This is a genomic window from Mesorhizobium sp. M0833, assembly GCF_040319905.1.
Taxonomy (GTDB): domain Bacteria; phylum Pseudomonadota; class Alphaproteobacteria; order Rhizobiales; family Rhizobiaceae; genus Mesorhizobium.
This window is the reverse complement of record NZ_JAMYOQ010000022.1, coordinates 54,410-78,266: the sequence shown is the minus strand read 5'-3', so window position 1 is coordinate 78,266 and position 23,857 is coordinate 54,410. Positions and strand designations below refer to the sequence as shown.

Annotated in this window: 22 protein-coding genes and 2 pseudogenes; 13 read left to right on the top strand and 11 right to left on the bottom strand. The window is 62.9% G+C overall.

Translation table 11 applies throughout. The annotated features are described in order from the left end of the window. Window positions 1-148 precede the first annotated feature (148 nt). Window positions 149-894, bottom strand: a pseudogene (locus NKH98_RS23205) (metallophosphoesterase family protein). Window positions 895-988: 94 nt separating this feature from the next. Further along, the gene (locus NKH98_RS23200) at window positions 989-1,345 is read right to left on the bottom strand and encodes an ArsR/SmtB family transcription factor (protein ID WP_254820338.1); all 357 of its coding nucleotides are present in this window, start codon (window positions 1,343-1,345) and stop codon (window positions 989-991) included. A 193-nt stretch (window positions 1,346-1,538) separates the two neighbouring features. Here NKH98_RS23200 and NKH98_RS23195 point away from each other — a divergent pair, with 193 nt between their 5' ends. After that, the gene (locus NKH98_RS23195) at window positions 1,539-2,717 is read left to right on the top strand and encodes an MFS transporter (RefSeq protein ID WP_352901984.1); all 1,179 of its coding nucleotides are present in this window, start codon (window positions 1,539-1,541) and stop codon (window positions 2,715-2,717) included. Window positions 2,718-2,754: 37 nt separating this feature from the next. Here NKH98_RS23195 and NKH98_RS23190 read toward each other — a convergent pair whose 3' ends face one another. After that, window positions 2,755-3,213, bottom strand: coding sequence for a MarR family winged helix-turn-helix transcriptional regulator (locus tag NKH98_RS23190; RefSeq protein ID WP_352901981.1), 459 nt, complete (start codon window positions 3,211-3,213; stop codon window positions 2,755-2,757). A gap of 194 nt (window positions 3,214-3,407) precedes the next feature. Between NKH98_RS23190 and NKH98_RS23185 the strand changes: the two genes are divergently transcribed. Further along, window positions 3,408-4,199, top strand: a complete 792-nt coding sequence (locus NKH98_RS23185) for an SDR family NAD(P)-dependent oxidoreductase (protein ID WP_352901978.1) — start codon at window positions 3,408-3,410, stop codon at window positions 4,197-4,199. Between the two features lie 18 nt (window positions 4,200-4,217). On the opposite strand, the gene NKH98_RS23180 is transcribed toward NKH98_RS23185, so the two are convergent. Continuing rightward, a complete protein-coding gene (locus NKH98_RS23180; protein WP_352901975.1) occupies window positions 4,218-4,817 on the bottom strand; it encodes a LysE family translocator in 600 nt (199 codons plus the stop codon). Window positions 4,818-4,909: 92 nt separating this feature from the next. Between NKH98_RS23180 and NKH98_RS23175 the strand changes: the two genes are divergently transcribed. Beyond that, on the top strand, window positions 4,910-5,779 hold the full coding sequence (locus tag NKH98_RS23175) for a LysR family transcriptional regulator (protein WP_352902015.1): 870 nt from the start codon (window positions 4,910-4,912) through the stop codon (window positions 5,777-5,779). A gap of 52 nt (window positions 5,780-5,831) precedes the next feature. On the opposite strand, the gene NKH98_RS23170 is transcribed toward NKH98_RS23175, so the two are convergent. Both NKH98_RS23170 and NKH98_RS23165 read right to left on the bottom strand, forming a co-directional pair. Further along, the gene (locus NKH98_RS23170) at window positions 5,832-6,485 is read right to left on the bottom strand and encodes a dihydrofolate reductase family protein (RefSeq protein WP_352477810.1); all 654 of its coding nucleotides are present in this window, start codon (window positions 6,483-6,485) and stop codon (window positions 5,832-5,834) included. A gap of 150 nt (window positions 6,486-6,635) precedes the next feature. Continuing rightward, the gene (locus NKH98_RS23165; RefSeq protein WP_352477808.1) at window positions 6,636-8,003 is read right to left on the bottom strand and encodes an Nramp family divalent metal transporter; all 1,368 of its coding nucleotides are present in this window, start codon (window positions 8,001-8,003) and stop codon (window positions 6,636-6,638) included. Window positions 8,004-8,238: 235 nt separating this feature from the next. Between NKH98_RS23165 and mntR the strand changes: the two genes are divergently transcribed. From mntR to NKH98_RS23150, 3 genes are all read left to right on the top strand, one after another. Continuing rightward, window positions 8,239-8,694: a manganese-binding transcriptional regulator MntR gene (gene mntR / locus NKH98_RS23160; RefSeq protein WP_254820344.1), complete on the top strand. Its 456-nt coding sequence runs from the start codon at window positions 8,239-8,241 to the stop codon at window positions 8,692-8,694. Between the two features lie 210 nt (window positions 8,695-8,904). Continuing rightward, window positions 8,905-9,825, top strand: coding sequence for a KPN_02809 family neutral zinc metallopeptidase (gene ypfJ / locus NKH98_RS23155; protein WP_352478094.1), 921 nt, complete (start codon window positions 8,905-8,907; stop codon window positions 9,823-9,825). A 150-nt stretch (window positions 9,826-9,975) separates the two neighbouring features. Continuing rightward, complete coding sequence (locus tag NKH98_RS23150; RefSeq protein WP_352477806.1) at window positions 9,976-11,244, top strand: TCR/Tet family MFS transporter; 1,269 nt, start codon at window positions 9,976-9,978, stop codon at window positions 11,242-11,244. 55 nt (window positions 11,245-11,299) lie between these two features. Here the strand turns inward: NKH98_RS23150 and carA are convergent, their stop codons facing one another. Then, a complete protein-coding gene (gene carA, locus NKH98_RS23145; RefSeq protein WP_352902012.1) occupies window positions 11,300-12,508 on the bottom strand; it encodes a glutamine-hydrolyzing carbamoyl-phosphate synthase small subunit in 1,209 nt (402 codons plus the stop codon). Window positions 12,509-12,834: 326 nt separating this feature from the next. On the opposite strand from carA, the gene NKH98_RS23140 reads away from it, so the two are divergent. Further along, window positions 12,835-13,284, top strand: a complete 450-nt coding sequence (locus tag NKH98_RS23140) for a GatB/YqeY domain-containing protein (protein ID WP_254820347.1) — start codon at window positions 12,835-12,837, stop codon at window positions 13,282-13,284. Window positions 13,285-13,340: 56 nt separating this feature from the next. Next, a pseudogene (locus tag NKH98_RS23135) lies at window positions 13,341-13,897 on the top strand (GNAT family N-acetyltransferase). A 2-nt stretch (window positions 13,898-13,899) separates the two neighbouring features. Here NKH98_RS23135 and NKH98_RS23130 read toward each other — a convergent pair. The 3 genes from NKH98_RS23130 to NKH98_RS23120 all read right to left on the bottom strand — a co-directional run bounded on the left by NKH98_RS23130 (window position 13,900) and on the right by NKH98_RS23120 (window position 17,221). Next, window positions 13,900-15,081: an MFS transporter gene (locus NKH98_RS23130; protein WP_352902009.1), complete on the bottom strand. Its 1,182-nt coding sequence runs from the start codon at window positions 15,079-15,081 to the stop codon at window positions 13,900-13,902. A 128-nt stretch (window positions 15,082-15,209) separates the two neighbouring features. Next, entirely contained in the window at window positions 15,210-15,419 is a 210-nt protein-coding gene (locus tag NKH98_RS23125) for a DUF2061 domain-containing protein (protein WP_352901972.1), read from the bottom strand. Between the two features lie 137 nt (window positions 15,420-15,556). Next, entirely contained in the window at window positions 15,557-17,221 is a 1,665-nt protein-coding gene (locus tag NKH98_RS23120) for a Na/Pi cotransporter family protein (protein WP_352901969.1), read from the bottom strand. Between the two features lie 377 nt (window positions 17,222-17,598). Between NKH98_RS23120 and NKH98_RS23115 the strand changes: the two genes are divergently transcribed. From NKH98_RS23115 to NKH98_RS23095, 5 genes are all read left to right on the top strand, one after another. Then, complete coding sequence (locus tag NKH98_RS23115) at window positions 17,599-17,985, top strand: RcnB family protein (RefSeq protein WP_352802817.1); 387 nt, start codon at window positions 17,599-17,601, stop codon at window positions 17,983-17,985. Between the two features lie 154 nt (window positions 17,986-18,139). Next, entirely contained in the window at window positions 18,140-20,101 is a 1,962-nt protein-coding gene (gene dnaG / locus NKH98_RS23110; protein WP_352901965.1) for a DNA primase, read from the top strand. Between the two features lie 375 nt (window positions 20,102-20,476). Further along, entirely contained in the window at window positions 20,477-22,498 is a 2,022-nt protein-coding gene (rpoD, locus tag NKH98_RS23105) for an RNA polymerase sigma factor RpoD (RefSeq protein ID WP_023678297.1), read from the top strand. Between the two features lie 207 nt (window positions 22,499-22,705). After that, window positions 22,706-22,999 (top strand): GYD domain-containing protein, encoded by a 294-nt coding sequence (locus tag NKH98_RS23100; protein WP_352450720.1) that lies wholly within the window; start codon window positions 22,706-22,708, stop codon window positions 22,997-22,999. 108 nt (window positions 23,000-23,107) lie between these two features. Further along, window positions 23,108-23,488 (top strand): thiol-disulfide oxidoreductase DCC family protein, encoded by a 381-nt coding sequence (locus NKH98_RS23095; RefSeq protein WP_352901962.1) that lies wholly within the window; start codon window positions 23,108-23,110, stop codon window positions 23,486-23,488. 60 nt (window positions 23,489-23,548) lie between these two features. Here the strand turns inward: NKH98_RS23095 and NKH98_RS23090 are convergent, their stop codons facing one another. Next, complete coding sequence (locus NKH98_RS23090; protein WP_352506766.1) at window positions 23,549-23,689, bottom strand: hypothetical protein; 141 nt, start codon at window positions 23,687-23,689, stop codon at window positions 23,549-23,551. Window positions 23,690-23,857: the final 168 nt, after the last annotated feature.

The following is a 23,857-nucleotide window of genomic DNA, read 5'->3' as shown; positions in this document are numbered from 1 at the left end:
AGCCCGGCATGACCAAGCTCAGCCTGGCATGAGCAAGCTCAGCCTGGCATGAGCAAGCTCAGCCTGGGATGAGCAAGCTTAGCCCGGCATGAGCAAGCTCAGCCTGGCATGAGCAAGCTCAGCCCGGCGGCATGAACACGTTCCGCGTTCAGCCGGACATAAATCCGGTGCGCAGCGCGTGAGCCCATTCGGGCCGTCCCGCCTGCTCGGCCTGATACGCCGCCGCCTCATGGTCATAGTCGACGGCGATGGATTCGAAACGATCGCGGTGCAAGTCGACGATGCCATAGCGGGCGTGCGGCGAGCCTTGCTCGGAGACATGCGCCGGCGGGGTCGAATCGTCATAGGCCGGGCAACCGATGCTGCCCGGATTGAAAATGACCGGACCGCCGGGAATGCGGATCAGCTCGCTGCGGTGGCTGTGGCCGCAAAGCATGATGCGGCAGGCGGGATCGACCGCGCCGAGGCGCCGCTCGATGGCGGCCAGCGGGGCGCGCACCAGCCGGCCCTCGACGATCGCGTCAGTCAGGTATTTTTCGTCGTGGTCGGGCCGGGCATGGAAGGCGATCACGCCTGGCGCCACCTCAGCGTGACGGGCAGCGCGAACAGCGCCTCGCGCTGGCCTGCCGTCAGCCGTTCCTGAGCGTAGCGGTCGGACGGCCACATGGTCTCGTCGGCAGTGTCGCGGGCAACGCGGCGGTCGTGATTGCCGCGTACCGTCGGCAGGTCGAGCGCCTCGAGCCGCTCCATGGTCTCGCGCGGCCACAGCGGGCCGGAAACGCAATCGCCGAGATTGACGATGAGGTCGGCGCCGCCGCGCTGCCGCAGATCGTCGAGCACGGCGTCGAGCGCGAGGACATTGCCGTGGATGTCGGCGACGACGGCAATGCGCATGGCAGGCTCCGTTAATTGGAATGGCTGGAGGGCAGGTGAAGCTACTTTGCTCGTCTCGCGAAGCGGGCGAGAGCGGAACCCAGCTTCGCGCCGGTCAGGCGCGGACTTCGATCTCGTGGCCGCCGACCGCCGGCAACGATGCGTCGTCGCCGGCCGCGGCAATAACGCTGTCGAGCAAGCCCGGAAAGCGGCGGTCGAGATCGTCACGGCGCAGCGTGATCAATCGGCTGGTGCCAACCGCCTCGGTGCGGGTGACGCCGGCCTCACGCAGCTTGGCCAAATGGTAACTCAGATTGGTCTTCGAGGCGAAGTCGAGGAACCGGCTGCAATTCAGCGGCACGCCCTCTTTGCTGGCGAGATAGCGCACGATGGCCAACCGCGTCGGGTCGCCGAGCACAGCAAGCACGTTCGCCAGGCTGATCTGGTCGGCGGTGGGATGGGGCAAGGTCATGCCCAGGAATTAAGCACATTTGGAGCCGATTTCAACGCATCTCCTCTCGTGGCCAATGGACACATTGTTTCGTCCCGTCGCCCCGTCCTGACACCGGGCTGTCAGGATGGTTCGGCTATTTTGCAGCGGCTTTATTGACATCATGCCCTGTTATGTCCAATTGTTCAATAACCTTTGAACTAAGGAAATTGCCATGGATAAGCGCCTCATCTGGCTTGCGCTCGGATCGTTCACGATTTCGACCGAAGGTTTCGTCATCTCCAGCCTTTTGCCCGATATTGCAAAGGATGCCGCCATCTCCGTTCCGCTCGCCGGCACGCTGATCACCGCGTTTGCGCTCGCCTATGCGATCGGCACGCCGATCCTGGCAACGCTGACCGGCGAATGGGACCGTCGCCGCGTCATCCTGTGGACGCTGGTGTTCTTCGCGTTGGGCAACGTCGCCGCGGCGCTAAGCTCCTCCTTCGAATTGCTGTTGATCGCGCGCATCGTCATGGCGCTGTCGTCAGGCCTGTTTGCGGCGACCGCACAGGGAACGGCCGTTGCGCTTGTCGACGATCATCACCGCGCCCGCGCCATTGCCGTGGTCGTCGGCGGCACTACGGTGGCGGTCGCGGTCGGCGCACCGCTGGGCGCGCTCGTTGCGACGGTTGCCGGCTGGCGCGGCACCTTCTTTGCCATTGCCGGCCTTGGCGCGCTCGCTGGCGCGATCCTGTGGTACCGGCTGCCGCGCGGCATCGTCGGCACAAGGCTGCCGCTCCGCATGCGGCTGGCAGCGGCACTTCGCCCCGGCGTCATCCCTATCCTGGTGACGACCATCCTGGCTCTGATCGGCGCCTTCACCGTCTTTGCCTTTGTCGCGCCGCTCGCGATCGAAGGCGGCGGACTGAACCCGATCGCGCTTCCCGGAATGCTGCTCGCTTTCGGCGTTGGCGCGGTCATCGGCAATATCGGCGGCGGTCAGGCCGCGGACCGTTTCGGCGCGACACGCACCGTCTGCTGGTCGCTGGCGCTGAGTGCCGCCATGCTGGTCACGTTTTCGCTGATCCCGATGTTCCTGCCGCGCGAGATCGCCGGGCCGGCATTGATGGCCATGATGGTGCCGTGGGGCATCGTCGGCTGGGCATTCCCGCCGGCGCAGGCGAGCCGCATCATCAAGCTGGCGCCCGATGCCGCGCCCATCGTGCTGTCGCTGAACGCTTCGGCACTTTATCTCGGCGTCGCACTGGGTGCCGTGGTCGGCGCAGCGGTGCTGCGCTATGGCGCACCGGCCGACCTCGGCGTGGTCGCGGCGGCATTCCCGATCATCGGTCTGGGCGTAGTGCTGGCGGGCCACCTGGCGGCGCGACCGGTGGCGATGCCGGCCGAATAGGGCTGTTAGCGGAGCTTGGCTGCCGGCCGCCGATAATTCAACTCGCGGCCGGCGGTACGTCGAAATCAAGCGCGGCGATTTCGTGCAGCGCCGCTCGCAGGCTTGCGGCCTGCTCTTTTCCAAACATCTCTTCGAAGCGCTGCTGAGCGACTTGCCACAGCTTCAGAGCTTCTTCGAGCTTGATCCGGCCCTGCGATGTCAGCCTGACGCGCCTGATGCGGCGGTCGGCAGGGTCGGCGAAGGTCTCGATATAACCGTCCCTGATCAGCGGCTTCAGCGTATGACCGAGGGCCGACAGGTCCATGACGAGGGCCGCGGCAATGGCACCCATCGTCGGTTCGTCGCCGATGTGGATCTGGTAGAGCAGGCCCTGCTGCGTGGCCTTCAGACCCGATGGGGCCAGCACATCGTCATAAAACTGGCCGAGTTTCCGCGTCGCGCGGCGCAGCATGGCGTTGTTGCAAAGCGCCAGGCCGGGCAGGGTGGTTTGGGACATTGGCGGATTTCCGATGAGGGACCGGAAGGGCCCTCGATGCAAACCAGAAATAGTCCTTGCTCCCCGGATTGACAAGATGGTGGCATATGCCTACGTTCAAATAGTGGCATATGCCAGTAATTCGTGTGCCAGTCGAAGCAGGGGTGTTGCCCTGCGGCACCGGCATTTGGAATCGAACCACAAGGAACAAGACAATGAGCAATCAGGACAAAGGTACTGCGGTCGTCACCGGCGCCTCGTCCGGCATCGGTGCGATCTATGCCGACCGGCTCGCCGGCCAAGGTTATGATCTGGTGCTGGTGGCGCGGCGCGCCGATCGGTTGGAGGAATTGGCGGAGAGGCTCCGCTACGCGTATGGCAAAAAGGTCAGCGTCATCAGCGCCGACTTGGCCGACGACGGCGATCTGCGACGGGTCGAGCAGGCGATATCAACCGACGACAGCGTGACGCTGCTGGTCAACAATGCCGGCCTTGGCGGCGCGCAGGTGGTGGCAACGGCTGAAGCCGATGTCGCCGAGCGCATGATCAAGGTCAATGTCGTGGCGCTGACTCGGCTGACGCGCGTGGTGCTGCCGGGGCTGCTGTCGCGCAACCGCGGCGCCATCGTCAACATCGCCTCGGTGCTTGCCTTCGATACCTCGTTCGGCGGCATCTACAGCGGCACCAAAGCCTACGTCGTCAACTTCACCGAGGCCTTACAGCGGGAAGTCGCGGGCACGAAGGTCGCCGTGCAGGTGGTCTTGCCGGGGGCCACGCGGACAGAATTCTGGGAAGTTGCGGGAAGCGATATTGCCAATGTGCCGCAAGAGATCGTGATGACGGCCGACGATCTGGTCGATGCAGCGCTGGTTGGCCTGGCAAAGGGTGAAGCGTTCACGGCGCCGGGTCTTGCCGACGTTGCCGGGGTGGATGCCTTTCTTGGCGTTCGGCAAGGCTTTTTCGGCAGTCTTCTCGCCGGCAAGCCGGCGGCGCGTTACACTGCCTGACATAGCTAAAGACCAACCTTACGCTGTCCGCCACATCGGAATGATCGAGGCGGCCAGCAGCAGGCCAAGCACGGCGTTGAGCATGCGCCACTGCCGCTCGGTTCGCAGCAACCGGGCGAGCAGCGTGCCCGCCACGCACCATGCCGCCAGGGATAGGGCCGCTGCAAGGCCGAAGACGGCGCCGAGCAGCAAGGCGAGCTGCAGCGGCCCTTTGGCGAGCGCGGCAAAAGATGCCGCCGCTCCCAGCCCCATGGCCCAGCCCTTTGGGTTCATCCATTGCAGGCCGGCGCCGCCCAAAAAGCTGTTCGGCTTTGCCATGGCCACGTCCAGATTGGGCGGACCGCTGCGGCCGATCTTGAGGGCAAGCCATACCAGATAGAGGGTACCGGCCATTTTCATTGCCAGTTGCAGCGAAGGAGCGGCGGCCAGCAGACCAGCGAGCCCGGCAGCCCCTGCCGCAGCCACTGTGGCCAGGCCGGCCGCACTTCCGGCCATCAGCGGGATAGAGCGGCGAAACCCGAACTGCGCGCCGGACGCCGTCGACAACGTCGTGGCCATGCCGGGCGTTGAGGTAGAGACCAGCGCGAACAGGACGAGGGGAAGGACGGTTTCAAACATGCTGCTTCCTTTGAAGCCTGCACGGTAAGCTGTTTGGCTCATCAGTAAATGCAATGTTTGCTATGACATGCATTAGCAAATATAATGGCTTGATGCTCCGCAACCTCGACACCGCCCTGATCCGAACCTTTGTCACCGTTGCCGACAGGGCCAGCATGACGGCGGCCGCCAACGCGCTGCATTTGACGCAAGGTGCCGTCAGCCAGCAGGTCAAGCGTTTGGAAGAGGTTCTCGGCTGCAGGCTGTTCGATCGCGATCGGAGCGGATTGCGGCTGACCCGCTCCGGCGAGCGGCTGTTCGGCAAGGGCAAGCGCCTGCTTTCGCTCAATGACGAGATCCTGGCGGAGATGGCGGGCGATGCAGTTGCCGGTCAGGTGCGGCTTGGCGTGCCGTACGACCTTGTCGGCACCTTGCTTGCACCGGTGCTCAAGGCCTATACCGAGGCGTATCCGCAGGTCGAGATCTCGCTTGTCTGCGCCTCGTCGCCGGAGCTGGCTGCGGCCTTGGCGGCCGGCACAATAGAGCTCGCGGTGATCGAGGAGCCGGTCGGTCGGTCGGCCGGCGAATGCCTTGTTGTCGACCGGCTGGTCTGGGTCGGCGCCAAAGGCGGCGGCGCACGCAGCAAACGCCCGTTGCCGGTTTCGATGGTCGCCGAGACCTGCGCGTTCCGTCCGGTGGTGCTGGAGGCGCTTAACGAGCACGGGCTGGCATGGCGCACCGTATTCGAAAACGGCAGCATCGACGCGACGACGGCGACAGTGCGTTCGGACTTGGCCGTCACCACCTGGTTGGCGTCGACCGTACCTGCGGACCTCGATATTTTGGCCAACGATCCGGATTTGCCGTCATTGCCGAATTTTGCAATCAATCTGCATTTGCCGAAGCACAGCGTTGCGCCTGCCGTACTGGCATTCGCGGGCCACCTCCGCGATGGATTGGCACGGCGACGAGAGGCGGCTTAAAACAGCAAAAAGGACGGCCAGTGTTCAGCCGTCCTTGATCGCCCTGCGGCATCTACTTCCAGTTCTTGCGCCGCTCGATCTCGGCTTCGGAAGGCTGTTCCGGGGCAAAGGACCCGGTCTTGATCTCGCCGGAGCGCTCATAGCTCGCCATGAGGACGCCGGTGGTCGATGCCTGCGAACGGGTCAGCTTGAAGGCGGCAGGCATCGCGCCGCTGCCGAACAGTTTTTTGCCCTTGCCCAGCACCAGCGGGAAAATCAGCAGGCTGATCTCGTCGATCAGGTCATTGGCGAGCAAGGTCTGGATCAGCTCGCTCGATCCCTGAATGAGCAGGTCGGGGCCGTCCTCCTGCTTCATCCGGCGCAACGTCGCCACGACATCGCTGCCGAGCGGCTGGCTGTTTTGCCAGGACAGCGTATCTGGCCTGTGCGTCGCCACATATTTGGTGACGGCGTTGAAGCTGTCGGCGATCGGGTCATTCTTCTGGTAGGGCCAATGGGCGGCGAAGATGTCGTAGGTCTTGCGGCCGAGAAGCAGCGCGAACGGTTTTGAAAACGTCTCGCCCATGGCGGCGCCCATCACATCGTCCCAGTAGTGGAACGTCCAGCCGCCGAATTTGAAGCCGCCGACAGGGTCCTCTTGCGGGCCGCCGGGCGCCTGCATGACGCCGTCGAGGCTGACGAATGTTGCGGCGATGATCTTCCTCATTGGAGCTCCCTTTCCCTGATCCGTGCCGTGATGGCCGGACTTCGAGCCAAGGACGGGCAGACAGACATTTGTCCGACAGCGGCCGGCAAATTTCCAGGGCTGGAAGGACGGATGATTGCCGACGTTGTTGGGTCAGTTTGGAGCAGACGCTCAGCCTAAACCGACGACCGTATCGTAGAGCAGCTTGAAGTTGAGCACCAGGATGAGGGCGGCAACCACCCAGGCCAGCACGGCGACGGCGCGGGAAATGGCGAAATTGCCCATCTTGCGCTTGTCCGAGACGAACTGCACCAGCGGGACGACCGCGAAGGGAAGCTGCATCGACAGGATCACCTGGCTGAAGACCAGCAACTGGCCGGTGCCCTTCTCGCCATAGAGCGCGGTGACGACCACCACCGGGATGATGGCGATGCCGCGCGTCAGCAGGCGGCGCGCCCATTGCGGGATGCGCAGCCGCAAGAAGCCTTCCATCACGATCTGGCCGGCCAGCGTCGCGGTGACCGTCGAGTTCAGGCCGGAGGCAAGCAGCGCCACCGCAAACAGGATGGAAGCGATGCCGAGGCCAAGCAGCGGCGACAGAAGCTCGAAGGCCTGGCCGATCTCGGCAACGTCGTGATGACCGGTGCCGTGGAACGCCACCGCCGACACGATCAGGATGGAAGCATTGACGAACAGCGCCAGTATCAGCGCGATGGTCGAGTCGGTCGTCGCCCATTTGATGGCGTCGCGCTTGCCGCGATCGGTGCGCTCGTAGGCGCGGGTCTGCACGATCGAGGAGTGCAGATAGAGATTGTGCGGCATCACCGTGGCGCCGATGATGCCGATGGCAATGTAAAGCATCGCCGGATTGGTGACGATCTCGGACGACGGTACGAACATGGCGTGCAGGATGGAGCCGACCGGCGGCGCGGCGGCAAAGATCTGAATGGCGAAGCAGCCGAAGATGACAATCAAAAGTGCTATGATGAAGGCCTCGAGGAAACGGAAGCCCTTGTTCATCAGCAGCAGCAGCAGGAAGGCATCGAGCGCGGTGATAATGGCGCCGCCGATCAGCGGAATCCCGAACAGCAGTTGCAAGGCGATTGCCGTGCCAATGACCTCGGCCAGGTCGCAGGCGATGATGGCCAGTTCGCAAGCGACCCACAGCATGAAATTGACCGGTCGCGGATAATAGGCGCGGCACGCCTGCGCAAGGTCGCGGCCGGTGGCGATGCCGAGCCGGGCGGCGAGCGCCTGCAGCAGGATCGCCATCAGGTTCGACAACATGATGATGAAAAGCAGCGTGTAGCCGAATTGGGCTCCGCCGGCGAGGTCGGTCGCCCAATTGCCCGGATCCATATAGCCGACCGAAACCATGTAGCCCGGCCCCATGAAGGCGAACAGCCGGCGAAGCCAGATCCCCGAGTGCGGCACCGCGATCGTTGCGTTGACTTCGCGCAGGCTGAGCTGCTCGTCGTCCTCCGGGCGGGCAAATCGCCACATGGACCGGGGGGCTGAGGTGGCTTCGGCTTCCGACATGAAATGGCTTTCCACTGGAACGATCGATGTTCTCTCCTTATCTATGCCACGGCTGAACATTATGCAATATGCTATATTTCATTGTCGGAGCTTTTTCGTGTAGCCGCTTGGCCGTGCGGCCGGACCGCAGTGACCGCCGGTTGCGCCGGCCACCGAATGGAAATAAACGGCCAGAACAAATAGGGTTCCGTGTTATGACTGCAATGTCGATTCAAACTGCCGGGAGGAGCGCGTATTGGCGCTGAAGAAAAGACCGGTTCCTCGCGAAAAGCCGCTGCCTGATGCAGAAATCCACTCGGAAGGCTTCAGGCAGACGCGTGAAGCGCGCCGCAGCGCGCTGGTCGAGGATTATGTCGAGCTCATCGCCGACCTGATCGAGGATGGCAACGAGGCGCGCCAGGTCGATATCGCGGCACGGCTCGGCGTCGCTCAGCCGACGGTGGCGAAAATGCTGACGCGGCTGTGCGCCGACGGGCTGGTCTCCCGGAAGCCTTATCGCGGCGTGTTCCTGACCGAGGCCGGCCGCAAGGTTGCGGAAGAGAGCCGCATTCGCCACCAGACGGTCGAGGCCTTCCTGCGCTCGCTCGGCGTCAGTGCCGAGACGGCGCGCATCGACGCCGAAGGCATCGAGCATCATGTCAGCGCCGAGACGCTCGAAGCCTTTCGCAAGGCAATAATCGCCGCCCGCTGAAAAGCACGTGGCGCGACTCGCTCCCACGAGCAGGGCGAACGCCACAGACCTTGCGATGTTTCGGCCAGAGCAAACAAGCGTCAGCAAGCATTGCTTGTTCGCACGAAAAATACTGTGACTTGGCGTAACCGTTGAGATAATTGTGGTCGTGTCCGATCGAACCGGGACACGGCCCGATCGGCCGGAAGAAATTGCGTCATGGGGGTTGCCATGCTCTGGAAGGGCCGTCGTCAGAGTGACAATGTCGAGGACGAGCGCGGCCAGAGCGGCGGGTTTGGCGGTGGGCCGGGGCAGTTTCGCATCCCGATCGGCGGTCGCGCCGGCGGCGGCGGCATGTCGGGCATCATTATCGTAGGGTTGATTTTCCTGGCAGGGTGGTATTTCGGCTTCGACCCGAGCCAGATCCTCGATGACAGCGGCTTGCAGCCCGGTGGCGGCGGCCAGATCACCGACAATAGCGGCGGCCAGGGCGGCGGCACCGGTGCGCCCGCGTCCGACGAAATGAAGCAGTTCGTGTCGACCGTGCTGGCCGAGACCGAGGATACCTGGACCGGTATTTTCCAGTCCGAGGGCCTGACCTATCAGGATCCAAAGCTGGTCCTGTTCAGCGGCCGGATCGGCTCTGCTTGCGGTTCTGCCTCATCGGCGGCCGGACCATTCTACTGTCCCAATGATCGCAAGGTCTATCTCGACACCACCTTCTTCCAGCAGCTCGATCAGCAGTTCGGTGCCTCCGGCGATTTCGCACAGGCCTATGTGATCGCGCATGAGGTCGGCCACCACGTGCAGAACCTCGTCGGCATCCTGCCCAAATTCAACCAGATGCGGCAGAATATGAGCGAAGCCGACGCCAACCACATGTCGGTGCAGGTCGAGCTGCAGGCCGACTGCTTTGCCGGCATCTGGGCGCATTTCACCGGTCAGAAGGGCATCTTGGAACAGGGCGACATGGCGGAGGCACTGAACGCCGCCAAACAGATCGGCGACGACACGCTGCAGAAGAAGATGCAGGGCTACGTCGTGCCGGAAAGCTTCAACCACGGCACGTCGCAGCAGCGGCAGACCTGGCTGGCGCGAGGTTTCCAGAACGGCAAGCTTTCGGACTGCGACACGTTCAACAACCCGATCTGAGCCGACGGTTTTCTCGTAATCCGAGAGACTGGACCGCAGTCAGGGGATGTCAGGATGAAAGCACTCTGCCCGTTCCCTCATTGTTCCCAGCGATGTGCTCGCCTATAAGGTGTGTTCCCGTTCGCTCGGGCGGCCCGAGGAGATACCATCATGATAGACCGAAAAACCGCCAGGCGGGGCCTTGCGCTTGTTTTCACCACCCTGCTGCTCGACGTCATCGGCTTCGGCATCATTATGCCGGTGCTGCCGGCCTATCTCAGGGAATTGACCGGCGTCGGCATCAGCGAGGCGGCTATCGAGGGCGGCTGGCTGTTCTTCGTCTATGCGGCGATGCAGTTCGTTTTCGCACCGGTGATGGGTGGGTTGAGCGACCGGTTCGGGCGGCGGCCTATCCTGCTCGCCTCGGTGCTGACGTTCGCTATCGACAATCTGATCTGCGCAATCGCCTGGTCCTATCCGATGCTGTTCATCGGCCGCGTGCTGGCCGGCATTTCCGGCGCCAGTTATTCCACGACATCGGCATTCATCGCCGATATCTCGACCGACGAAAATCGTGCGAAGAATTTTGGGCTGCTCGGCATTGCTTTCGGTGTCGGCTTCGTCATCGGGCCGGTTCTGGGCGGGTTGCTCGGCACGTTCGGGCCGCGTGTGCCGTTCTATTTCGCTGCCGGGCTTGCCTTCGCAAACTTTCTGATCGCGCTGTTTCTGTTGCCGGAAACACTTGATAACAAGCACCGTCGCCGCTTCGAGTGGAAACGCGCCAACCCGGTCGGCACGCTCGTCCAGATGCGCAACTACGAAGGTATCGGCTGGATCGGACTTGTCTTCTTTCTGATGACGCTGGGGCACATGATGTATCCTGCGGTCTGGTCGTTCGTCTCCAGTTATCGCTATGGCTGGAGCGAACAACAGATCGGCTTCTCGCTCGGCGCTTTCGGCCTGTGCGGGGCGATCGTCATGGCGACTGTCCTGCCGCGCGTGATCCCTAAGCTTGGCGAGTGGAAGACGGCGGTAATCGGTCTGGCATTTACCGCACTCAGCGCCTTCGGCTACGCCTTCGCGTCACAAGGCTGGATGATCTATGCCGTGATCGTCGTCGGGTGTCTCGAGGCGTTGGCCGACCCGCCGCTCAGAAGCCTTGCGGCCGCCAAGGTGCCACCTTCCGCCCAGGGCGAACTCCAGGGCGCAATGACCTCGATCTTCTCGATCACCTCGATCATCACACCGCTGCTTTATACGGCGATCTTTTCCTGGTTCACGGGCCCGAACGCGCCCGTAGCTTTCGGCGGTGCCCCGTATCTGCTCGGCGCGATTTTCCTCACGCTGGCGCTCGTCGTCTTCGTCACCAGGGTGGCCAAGCCGACGCCGAAGGAAGTCAAACGCATGCACGCGCAGGAAGCGGTGACGGACGGGGCTTGATCGGCGCCGGGAGCCCGGCCGGCGCCGTCAGTCAAATCCGTTTTTACGCAATGCGCTAAACACGCTCGGCCAGTGCCGGCTCGCCGCGCTTTTCGCGGATCAGATTGACGAAGCGGCGAAACAGATAGTGCGAATCCTGCGGCCCGGGCGAGGCTTCGGGATGATGCTGGACCGAGAAGACCGGTCTGCCGGTGAGCGCAATGCCGCAATTCGAACCGTCGAACAGCGAGACATGGGTTTCCTCGACGCCGCTCGGCAACGAGTCGGCGTCGACGGCAAAGCCATGGTTCATCGAGACGATCTCGACCTTGCCGGTGGTGTGGTCCTTGACCGGATGATTGGCGCCGTGGTGGCCCTGATGCATTTTTGCAGTCTTGCCGCCCAGCGCCAGCGCCAGCATCTGGTGGCCGAGGCAGATGCCAAACAGTGGGATATCGGTCTTCAAAAGATCCTGAATGACCGGCACGGCGTAGTCGCCGGTTGCTTCCGGATCGCCAGGGCCGTTGGATAGAAAAATGCCGTCGGGCCGCATCGCCAGGATCTCCTCGGCGCCGGTTTTTGCCGGCACCACAGTTACCTTGGCGCCGAGGCCGGCCAGCAGGCGCAATATGTTGCGCTTGACCCCGTAGTCGACGGCAACGACGTGCATCGACGGATCAGCCTGTTCGCCAAAGCCCTCGTTCCAGACCCAGGGCGTCTCGCGCCAGACCGAGGATTGACCGGAGGTGACTTCCTTGGCCAGATCAAGCCCGATAAGCCCCGACCATGCGGCGGCGCGGCGCTTGAGATCATCGACGTCGAAGATACCGTCGGGCGCGTGCGCGATGACGGCATTTGGCATGCCCTTTTCGCGGATCAACGCGGTCAGCGCCCGCGTGTCGATGCCTGAAAGTGCGACGATGCCGCGCTTCTTCAGCCACTGGTCGAGACCGGTTCCGGCGCGATAATTCGACGGGTTGGTGACGTCGGCCTTGAACACGGCGCCGACGGCGCCGGCGCGGGCCAGCGGGTTGAGGTCCTCGATATCTTCGTCGTTTGTGCCGATATTGCCGATATGCGGAAAGGTGAAAGTGACGATCTGGCCGGCATAGGATGGGTCGGTGAGGATCTCCTGATAGCCGGTCAGCGCAGTGTTGAAGCAGACCTCGGCGACGGCGGAGCCGGCGGCGCCCAGACCGCGACCCTCGATGACGGTGCCGTCGGCCAGCACCAGCAGGGCAGTCGGCTTGTCGGTGGCCCAAGGGGGGGGCGATGCGGCGGTCATCGTTGCCACGGCGGCACTCCTCAAGGTGCGCCCTCAGTCGGCGCAACAAAAAGCGCGAAGCGGCGATCTCACAGCCTCGGCGCGCTAAGTTTTCACGTGTGCATGTCGTTGCCCAAAACAGCTACGCACTTTTGGGCGACGTGCACTAGAATTCAGTTCATGCAAGGCCCAGTACATAGGGGAAGGCGCCAAGGCGGTCAATGATGCCAGGAAGTGCGAGCCCGGATTTATTTCGTCGAACAATATCAGGGATTTGCCGGTAGTGTCGCATTTGCGTTGGGCTTTCGGCACGGCTATTGTCCGCCGCATTCGAAGGAGAAAGCACTATGCGAGGCAAAATCGCCGAATCCCTGAAGAGCGCGATGAAGGCGCAGGACAAGCGCCGGCTGCCGACATTGCGGCTAATCCAGGCGGCCATTCACGACCGCGACATCGCCAATCGCGGCGCCGGCAAGGAGCCGGCCAGCGACGACGAGATCCTGCAGATCCTGGCCAAGATGGTGAAGCAGCGCGAGGAATCGGCCAAGGCGTTCGATGACGGCAAGCGGCCGGAGCTTGCGGCGCAGGAGCGCGACGAGATGGCCATCATCCGCGACTTCCTGCCGACGCAACTGGGCCAGGTTGAGACGGAAAGCGCCGTCCGTTCCGCGATTGCCGAGACCGGCGCCAGCGGCGTCAAGGACATGGGCAAGGTGATGGCGGCGCTCAAGGAGAAATACGCCGGTCAGATGGATTTCTCCAAGGCGAGCGGCATCGTCAAGAGCCTGCTTCAGTAAGCTGCCGAAGGCCCTTGCCCTCGCGCCTGCAATCCGGCAGCAAAAAGCTCGCGCCCGTGATCGAACTCGTCAAACCGGCGCTTGAACACCTGCCGTCCTACAAGGCGGCTCTCGAGCGCGGCTGGTCGCCGGACAATGTGCGGCTGCTCGACGCGACGCGCGAGCAGCTTGCGGCTATCGAAAAGGATCCAGCGACTTTCCTTGGCGATCTCGACGATTCCGATGGCAAGGGACCGCCGATCACCTTGCCCGACGGTTCGACGGTGCCGCGGCTGCCCGGATTCCGGCGCTGGATCTGGGACGGGGAAGTCGCAGGCTCAATCGGCTTGCGCTGGCAACACGGCACCGCAGGCTGCCGTCGCATGTGCTCGGCCACATCGGCTATGCGGTGGTGCCGTGGAAACGGGGACGCGGCTATGCGACCGAGGCGCTGCGGCTGATGCTGGTGGAGGCGAGGGCTGTTGGCCTGCCCTTCGTCGAAATCACCTGCAAGCCTCACAATGTGCCTTCGCAGAAGGTCGTTCTGGCCAATGGCGGCCGGCTCGTCGGGCGTTTCTTCGAGGACGCGGCCTATGGCGGCGCGGAAAGCCTACGCTACCGGATCGATCTGTAGCCCTATTCGGCGGCAGCCGGCAGCGGCGGCGCAGCCCGGCTTCGCCATTCCCGGACATGCGAGGCAAGCGCAACCGCGACCGCGACCAGCATGGCGACCGCGCCAACCACCGGCAGGCTGCGATAGCCATAGCCGGCATTGAGCATGGCCGCGCCGAGGGATGCGGCGAGCGCGATGCCGACATTGAAGCCCGACGGAATGAGCGACGAGGCAAGATTGGAGGCGTCCGCGGTCCAAGTCAGTATGCGGGTCTGGATCGGCGTGCCGATGGCGAAGTTGAGGCCGCCCCAGACGAAGATCGCTATCACCATCGGCAGTGGGTAAGAACTGACGGCATAGATCAAGGCGAGCATCACCGCCTGCAGGAAAAGCATGGCGATGAGCGACGGCATCAGCTTCCAGTCGGCGAGCCGCCCGCCGACGAAGACGCCGATCGTTGCGCCGACCCCATTGAGCAAGAGCACCCAAGGTATCCATTTCTCGTCGAGGCCTGTGACCTCAAGCAGCGTCGGCGTGATATAGGTGAACAGGCCGAACTGGCCGATCATCAGCATCAGCATGATAATGAGCGAGGTCCAGACCTGCTGACGTGCGAGCACGCGGACCTCGCTTCCAAGGCTCACTGACGGGCTCGACGATCCCGTCTTGCGCGGCAGCAGGGCGCCGATTGCCGCGAAGGCCACCACACCGAGCGCGCACATCACCCAGAATGTTGCACGCCATCCCCAGATGTTGCCGATTGCCGTGCCGGCCGGAACGCCGATGACGTTCGATACGGTGAGGCCGGACAGGATCAGCGCCACCGCCATGCCGCGCTGGTCTTCGCGCACGAGGCCGACGGCCACCACCATGGCAACGCCGAAATAGGCGCCATGCGCCACGGCCACCGCTATCCGCAACAGCAGCATCGAGGCGAAGTCGGGCGCCAGCGCGCAGGCGGCCTGGCCGATGGTGAAGGCTGCAGTCAGTCCAAGCAGCAGGGCCTTGCGGGAGAACCTTTTGGTGGCGAGCGCCAGCAGCGGGCCGCCGACTGCAATGCCGCCGGCATAGCCGGAAACGAGATAGCCGGCGGTCGGAATCGCGACACCAAGGCCATCCGCCACCTGCGGCAGCACGCCGGCGATGACGAATTCGGTGGTGCCGAAGGCGAAGGCAGCTATGAACAGGGCAATGAGGGGCAGCATGGCGGGAAGGAGATCCTCGGACAAGCTGGCCTCAAACCACGGATGGGGGCAGCGGGCAATCCAGAAATTGTCGACGCCGCTTTAGCTTTTCTTGATCGCCGGTCTGGCGCCCGCCGCGGAGGCAAGAGCTAGGCGGCTGCCTTCCTCCCGTAAGGAATTTTCAGCCACGCACGTTCGTGAAGATAGTAGAGCAGCGACTTGGTGACGACCTCGGTCAGGCCGATGGCAGCGGCGAGCTTGATGCTTCCGGTCACGACGAGCGAAATGATCATCGTGTCGATGGTGCCGGTGACGCGCCAGGAAAGCGCCTTGACGAAGCTGCGAGAATGGGTGTCCATCGACTTTCCTCCCGGTAGATATGGGACGATCCTTTAGCCGACAGACGGGAAAACGCGCAAAGATAATTTTTTTGCGCATTGGCCCACGGCAATTTTCATAGGCGATGTTCTGAAGCTACCTGGCCTGTGGACGCAATCTATCCAGCCTTCAGCCGTGAACCGGTGAGCAGACCGCGCTCCTCAAGCACGGGATAGGCCATCGAGGCGAGCAGCGAGTTAATCTGCTTGAGGTCGCGAATGGTGTCCAGGTGAATGGAGCTGGTCTCGACGCTCTTGGCGGTGCCGTCGCGCAGCCGCACGAAATGGCTCTGGCTGGTTTCCTTCTCGCGGTCGCGCAGCCGGTCCTTTTCCAGCACCAACTGGCGAGCGGTCTCCGGATCGCGGGACACCAGCACGTTGAAGGCAAGCCTGGCATTGGCAAGCACCAAGGCATGGAAGGCGCAAAGCTCGCGCCATCCTTCCGGCGTGAACTCCAGCCCGCGCTCGAATTTCTTCTTCACGTGGACCAGCATGTTGCGCACAATGATGTCGCCGACCTGCTCCAGCTTGACGCAGGCGCCGATCAGCTCCTGGCAACGCAGGGCCTCGTCCTCGCTCAGCGGGTTCTTGGTGACCCTGGCCAGATAGAGCTTGATTGCCGCGTGCTTTCTGTCGACACGGTCGTCGAGTGCGGCCAGCGCGCCAATCTTGTCGGCATCGGCGCTCTCATAGAGCTCGATGATCCGTTTCAGCATGATCTCGACCGTTTCGCAGACCCGCACCACCTCGCGGGTGGCGTTGGCTAATGCCTGGCTCGGCACGTCGAGCGCACTTTCGTTGAGCGCGGAAAGCTCAACGACGTCGAGCGCGTTGGCGGGTTGCGGCTTGGTGCCCAGCGCCACGATCTTTTCCGAGGCGCGATAGACCAGGCGCGCCAGCGGCACGCCGGCGATCAGGATCAAGATGTTGAAGGCGATGTGGGCATTGACGATCTGCTCGGGCACGGTGCTGCCCAAGAAGGCGACCGGCGGCTTGAACGTCAGGAACAGGATCAGCATGATCAGCGAACCCATACCGCGCATCAGGAGATTTCCGACCGGCACGATGCGAACGCCGGGCTCTGCGTTGCGGGTTAGAAGCGGCGCGATGATCGAAGAGCCGAGATTGACGCCGAGCACCAGCACAATGCCCAGTTCGGGCGGGATGAAACCGCGGCCGGCGAGCGTCACCATCAGCAGCACCGCGGCAATCGAGGAATGGAACAGCCAGGTGACCAACGCTGCCAGAAGATAGGCGGTGACCGGATCGCCGGAGAAGTAATTGACGATGAGCGGCATCAGCGTGCTCTGGCGGAGCGGCTCCGACGCCTGGCCGATCATCTCCAGCGACAAAAGCAGCAGGCCGATGCCGACCAGGATGCGGCCGAACTGGCGCCAGTCGCGCCGCTCGGTGGCCATGAACATGACGGTGCCGGCGACCAGGCAGACCGGCACCAGCAGCGACAGATCAAAGGTAAGCAGCTTGACCACCAGCGCCGAGCCGATCTCGGCGCCGCGCACCGCAAGCTGGCCCGACATGCCGCTGACGATGCCGGAGCCGGCGAATGAGCCGACCAGCAAGGTGACGGCGGTCGAGCTTTGCAGTGCGACCGCCAGGCCGCAGCCGGCCAGAACCGCCATGAACGGATTGCGCATGGTGGCGCGCAGTTTGTGGCGCAGCACATCGCCGTAGGCGCGCTCGACGCCGGTTTTCACCAGACGGGTGGCAAACAGCATCAGTGCCACCGCACCGGCAAGGTGCAGCAAGACGACCGAGCCACTCATGCCAGGCCCCGCAACGCGACAGGTGCCGGCGACGCGGGCGCGGTGAAGTCAAAGGGGCAAAAGTGGGCGCGAATCGTGGACATTGCAGGGGTTGATACTACTCCGACTTATTTTAGCCGAATAATAAATTTTGCCCGGTTCGGACGCGTGTTGCCACACGACGGGGCGTGTCGGAAATGGATGGCTGACAAAATGGTTGCATAGCCTGCGGGGTTGCGGAAGGTCATGCGTCCATTCTCGAACGGTCACTTTAAAGGTATCGCTGAATTAGTCGTTCTAAATGTAAGAAATCATTACGAAAACGTAATCTATGCATTCAGTTTCGGTTCATCCTTCCGGCTCTATTCCGAGGCATCGACAACCAAGGAGTACCCGCCATGAAACGTATCATTCTTTCCGCCATTGCCTTCTCGATGCTGGCTGCAACCGCCTTGCAGGGCCAGGCTGCACCCCTGAACACACCAAACGCGCCGCAGTCGAACTACAGCCAGGTCGACTGGCAGAAGCCCGGCAGGCATGTGAACAAGCATGTCGACGTGACCAAGCGCGTCGTAGTGAAGAAGACGAAGATCGTCGTGAGGCGCAGCCATTGGCGCAACGGCCAGAGATATTCGAGCTGGAAGCGTCATCAGCCGATTCGCGATTATCGCCACTATGGCCTGCGCCGTCCGGGTCCCGGTCAGGAATGGATCCGGGTCGGTAACGACTATCTGCTGGTAAGCGTTCTCTCCGGCGTGATCTTCGGTGCCATCGCCGCGCAGTGAGCGGAACGGCTGACCGGCGCTGCGCCGGTTTAGATCACGAAGGCGGTCCGCGGGCCGCCTTCTCTTTTTGACCTGTGAAAACCGGGTATGGTCGCCATTAGGAGTCGTCGGGCTTCGCCCGTGTGATTATATGAAGCCCAAACGAGCTGTCCCCATGCGCTTTCCGCCTGCTTTCCTCGACGAGATACGCGACCGCATACCGATTTCTTCGGTGATCGGCCAGCGCGTCGCGTGGGACAGGAAGAAGACCAACGCGCCGCGTGGCGATTATTGGGCGTGCTGTCCGTTCCATGGCGAGAAGAGCCCGTCCTTCCATTGCGAGGACAAGAAGGGCCGTTATCACTGTTTCGGCTGCTCGGTTTCGGGCGACCATTTCAAGTTTTTGACCGAACTCGATGGGATGAGCTTTCCCGAGGCCGTCGAGAAGATCGCCGACATGGCCGGCGTGCCGATGCCGGTTCGCGATGCCGATGAGGAACGGCGCGAAAAGGAACGCGCCAGCCTGACCGATGTCATGGAGATGGCGACGGTGTTCTTCCAGGAACGGCTGCAGGGACCGGAAGGGGCAAAGGCCCGCGCCTACCTGCGCGACCGGGGGCTGACACCGGCGACGCAGCAGTCTTTCCGCCTCGGCTATGCCCCCGACAGCCGCAACGCGCTGAAGGAGCACCTTGCCGCCAAGGGTGTCCCCAAGGCCGACATCGAGGCGTGCGGGCTGGTGCGACATGGCGACGACGTGCCGGTTTCCTATGATTGGTTTCGCGACCGCATCATGTTCCCGATCCCGGATTCCAGGGGCAAGATCATCGCCTTCGGCGGGCGGGCACTGGCGCCGGATGCGCTGGCCAAATACATGAACTCGCCCGATACGGAGCTCTTCCACAAGGGCAACGTGCTCTACAATTTCGCCCGTGCGCGCCAAGCGCTCGGAAAGGGAGCGCTGGCCAAGGGCGGCACGGTCATTGCCGTAGAGGGCTACATGGATGTGATCGCGCTGGCGCAGGCCGGCTTCGAGAACGTGGTGGCGCCGCTCGGCACCGCATTGACTGAAAACCAGCTCGAACTACTGTGGCGCATGGCCGGCGAGCCGGTGCTGTGCTTCGACGGCGACCAGGCCGGGCTGAAGGCAGCATGGCGCGCCGCCGACATGGCGCTGCCGGCGGTCCAGGCAGGCCGCTCCGTGCGCTTCGCCCTGCTGCCGGAGGACAAGGATCCCGACGATCTGGTCAAGGGTGACGGACCGGATGCGTTCCGCGCCGTGCTTTCCGAGGCGCGGCCGCTGGCCGACCTCTTGTGGATGCGCGAGACCGCCGGCGGCATCTTCGATACGCCGGAACGGCGGGCAGAGCTCGAAAAGACGCTGCGCGAACTGACCAGCCGCATCCGCGACGAGAGCCTTCGCTATCACTACCAACAGGAAATGCGCGAGCGCGTGCAGAACTTCTTCGGTGTCCAGCGCGGACGCCAGGGACGTCAGGACGGAAGGCCCGGTGAGCGCTTCCCGGGCAGGGTCTCAGCACCCGGCGGACAGTTTGCACGTGGCGGCGGTGCCGGTGGGCGCACCGCGATCACCGAAAGCCTCGGCCGCTCGGCGCTGGTCAAACGCGGCGGCGAGGGCATGTCGGTGCGCGAGGCGACGATCATTGCGGCCCTCGTCAACCATCCCGTGCTGATCGACGAGAATTTCGCTCATGTCGAGTTCCTCGATCTCGCCAATTCCGATCTGAAGCGGCTGCATGCGGCCATCCTCGACGCCATGGCGCACGATATGGCCAACAACCGCGAGGCTGTAATCGCGACGATCGAGCGGGCCGGCTGTGGTGAGATCTGGCAGCGCGCGGTGGCGTTGATCAAACGTGCGCGGCAATGGCCGGCGCTGGAAACGGCAGCACTCGACGATGCTCGTGATGCGTTCAGCCAAGCTCTCCACTTGCAGCGCAGCGCGCGCACCTTACATAAGGAGCTGAAGCAGGCGGAAGCAGCGCTCGCCAGCGATCCCACGGACGAAAATTACCGGCACCTGGTCGAAATCCAGGCGCAATTTCGTGATGTGCAGGCAACGGAAGCGCTGATCGAAGGGTTTGGCGTATCGTCGGGCAGAGCTGGGCGCGTTTAGATCGAAGCCTCCAGAAGACTGAAATGTAAGGACGTGCTTGCGCGTTGAATCCAAGCGTGCGGTGCTCTAAGTCGGGTAATTGATTCGCTTTTTTCATGCGAATCATGCGAGAGGCGCTTGACCTTCCGGCAGAATGGCGGAATCAGGTCGATTCGAAACGTTAACCCGCCCCGGCATCGACGGGAATGCAGCGATGTAAGGTACTGATCACTGGACAGGCAGTCTGCTTGCCACAGATATCAGGGTTAATCTGGACTTAACGAGAGATGCAGTTACTGGCCCGGTAAAGCGCGTTCTGGAAGGAGCGCATCCAATTTGACCGGACCGGCAGCTTACGCGGCTTTGATACTCAGCCGCTTGGAGAAAATAAAGACTATGGCGACAAAGGAAAAGGAAGAAGTCGAGACCGAACGCGAGGCCGCGACCGATGGCCCTCTGCTCGACCTTTCCGACGATGCTGTCAAGAAGATGATCAAGGCCGCCAAGAAGCGCGGCTATGTCACCATGGACGAGCTGAATTCGGTGCTGCCCTCGGAGGAAGTGACCTCCGAGCAGATCGAGGACACGATGGCCATGCTTTCCGACATGGGCATCAACGTGGTCGAGGACGACGAGCAGGGCGAGGAGCCCGAAGCCGCCGATACTGCCGCTGACGCCGAGGAAGACGCGAACGAACTCGCCGAGCAGACCGGCACCGCCGTCGCCGCCACCACGACCAAGAAAGAGCCGACCGACCGCACCGACGATCCGGTCCGCATGTATCTGCGCGAGATGGGCTCAGTCGAGCTTCTGTCGCGCGAGGGCGAAATCGCGATCGCCAAGCGCATCGAGGCCGGCCGCGAGACGATGATCGCGGGCCTGTGCGAAAGCCCGCTGACCTTCCAGGCCATCATCATCTGGCGTGACGAGCTCAACGAATCGAAGATCCTGCTGCGCGAGATCATCGACCTCGAGGCGACCTATGCCGGGCCGGAGGCCAAGCAGGCGCCGGTTGTCGAGCGTATCGAGGAAGCCAAGACCGAGGAAAAGTCGCGCCGTTCGCGCGAGGACGAGGACGACATCACCAATGTCGGCGGCGACACCCGTGGCCTGGTGGACGATGACGAGGAAGACGATGACGAGGCGAGCCTGTCGCTGGCGGCGATGGAAGCCGAACTGCGCCCGCAGGTGATGGAGACGCTCGACGTCATTGCCGACACCTACAAGAAACTGCGCAAGCTGCAGGACCAGCAGGTCGAGAACCGGCTGGCTGCCGCCGGCACGCTGTCGCCTAGTCAGGACCGCCGGCTCAAGGAACTGAAGGACCAACTGATCAAGGCGGTGAAGTCGCTGTCCTTGAACACGGCGCGCATCGAGGCGCTGGTCGAGCAGCTCTACGACATCAACAAGCGCCTAGTGCAGAACGAAGGCAAGCTGCTCAGGCTGGCCGAAAGCTATGGTGTGCGCCGCGAGGAATTCCTCAAGGAATATCAGGGCTCGGAGCTCGATCCCAACTGGACCCGCTCGATCGGCAATTTGACTTCACGCGGCTGGAAGGAATTCACCAAGAACGAGAAGGACGCCATCCGCGACCTGCGCGCCGAGATCCAGAACCTCGCCACCGAGACGGCGATTTCGATCCAGGAATTCCGCAAGATCGTCAACCAGGTGCAGAAGGGCGAGCGCGAAGCCGCGATCGCCAAGAAGGAAATGGTCGAGGCCAATCTGCGCCTCGTCATCTCCATCGCCAAGAAATACACCAATCGCGGCCTGCAGTTCCTCGATCTGATTCAGGAGGGCAATATCGGCCTGATGAAGGCGGTCGACAAATTCGAATACCGCCGCGGCTACAAGTTCTCGACCTACGCGACGTGGTGGATCCGGCAGGCGATCACCCGTTCGATCGCTGACCAGGCGCGCACTATCCGCATTCCGGTGCACATGATCGAAACGATCAACAAAATCGTGCGCACCTCGCGCCAGATGCTGCATGAGATCGGCCGTGAGCCGACGCCGGAAGAATTGGCGGAAAAGCTCGCCATGCCGCTGGAAAAAGTGCGCAAGGTGCTGAAGATCGCCAAGGAGCCGATCTCCCTCGAAACGCCGGTCGGCGACGAGGAGGATTCGCATCTTGGCGACTTCATCGAGGACAAGATGGCGATCCTGCCGATCGACGCAGCGATCCAGGCCAATTTGCGCGAGACGACGACGCGCGTATTGGCCTCGCTGACGCCGCGCGAAGAGCGCGTGCTCAGAATGCGCTTCGGCATCGGCATGAACACCGACCACACGCTTGAAGAGGTCGGCCAGCAATTCTCGGTCACCCGCGAGCGCATCCGCCAGATCGAAGCCAAGGCGCTGCGCAAGCTCAAGCACCCGAGCCGGTCGCGCAAGCTCAGAAGCTTCCTCGACAGCTGAGGCCGGGTGACGGATAAGCAGTTTCAAGGGCGCCGGTGGCGCCCTTTTCCGTTTGGGCACAGGCGATCACGATTGAACGCGCCGCTCTTGCGGGTCGTGCCTTACGAGAGGATAATTCCGCGACGGACGCATTCTCTGGGCGACAAACCCGGATGCCCGCCCCGGCGGTTGGACGCCGCGCTCCGTGGCACCGGAGGGAGGTGTGCCATGACAACTTACATCGTGCTGATCAACTGGACGGAGCAAGGCGCCAAAAACGTGCGCGAATCGCCGAAGCGGCTCGATGCCGCCAAGAAGCTGCTGGGCGACATGGGCGGGTCCTTCAAGGCATTTTATCTCACCATGGGGGATTGCGACATGGTGGCCGTGCTCGAAGCGCCTGACGATGCCGTCCTGGCTCGTTTCTCGCTGATGCTGGCGACGGCCGGAAACGTCAGGACGCGCACACTCAAGGCTTTCCCGGAGGATGCCTATCGCGAGATCATCACCTCGCTCGGGTAAGTTGCGCTCCAGGCCTAGCCGGCCATTTCGCGGCTGTCGTGTTGCGTTGCGGCGCAACGGCGTTTGCCGGATAGTCGGTGCGCGTCCCTCTGGTGCCGTTCTCGAAACATGAGCAAGCCTTTGCTGACCGTCTGGTATAATACCCGCTGTCCGGTCTGTGATGCCGGCATCACCCGGCAGAAACGGCGGCTGATCGAGGCGGTCAAGGCCGGTCGGATCGAATTTCGCGACATCAATACCGAACCGACGGCGTTGGCCCGCTACGGCATAGGGCTGGAGGATATCCGGCGTCGGCTGCATGCGACCGACGCCGGTGGCAAATTGCTGGTCGGCGCCGATGTTGCAGTTGCGGTGTGGCTGATAACGCCGGGCGAGGGCTGGTTGGCGCCGCTGTTCGGCAATCCCGCCGCACTGCCGTTGACGCGCTATGCCTATGATCGTTTCGCCGATCTGCTCTATGCCTGGAACCGGCGCAAAGGCCGCTGGTAACGGGTATCCATTCCTCCCGCACCGCCCGAGAAAGTTTCGAGCGTTTCGCATGCCCCGCTATCAAGCCGCGGGGTCGCGAAGCCAGCCAACGATGCGGCGCACCGCAGGCAGCACCAGCAGCAGCGTCGGAGGCAGCTTTCTGCGCGAGGTTTTCACATTCGTCTGGGATTTCGCCGAAGCATCCGGTTCGTCGCCTTGCATCCATTCGCCGGTCTTCGGCGTAACTGCCCGGAACGGGGGCGTTGCTTCACGTTAGACGCCTGGGGAGTGGCCTTCGGCCCCTCGCGCGCTTCCTAACCGCCCTTGCCGGCGAAAACCAATCCTGCTGGCGCCATTTTCAGATACATCGTAAGATATATCTTGACGCGG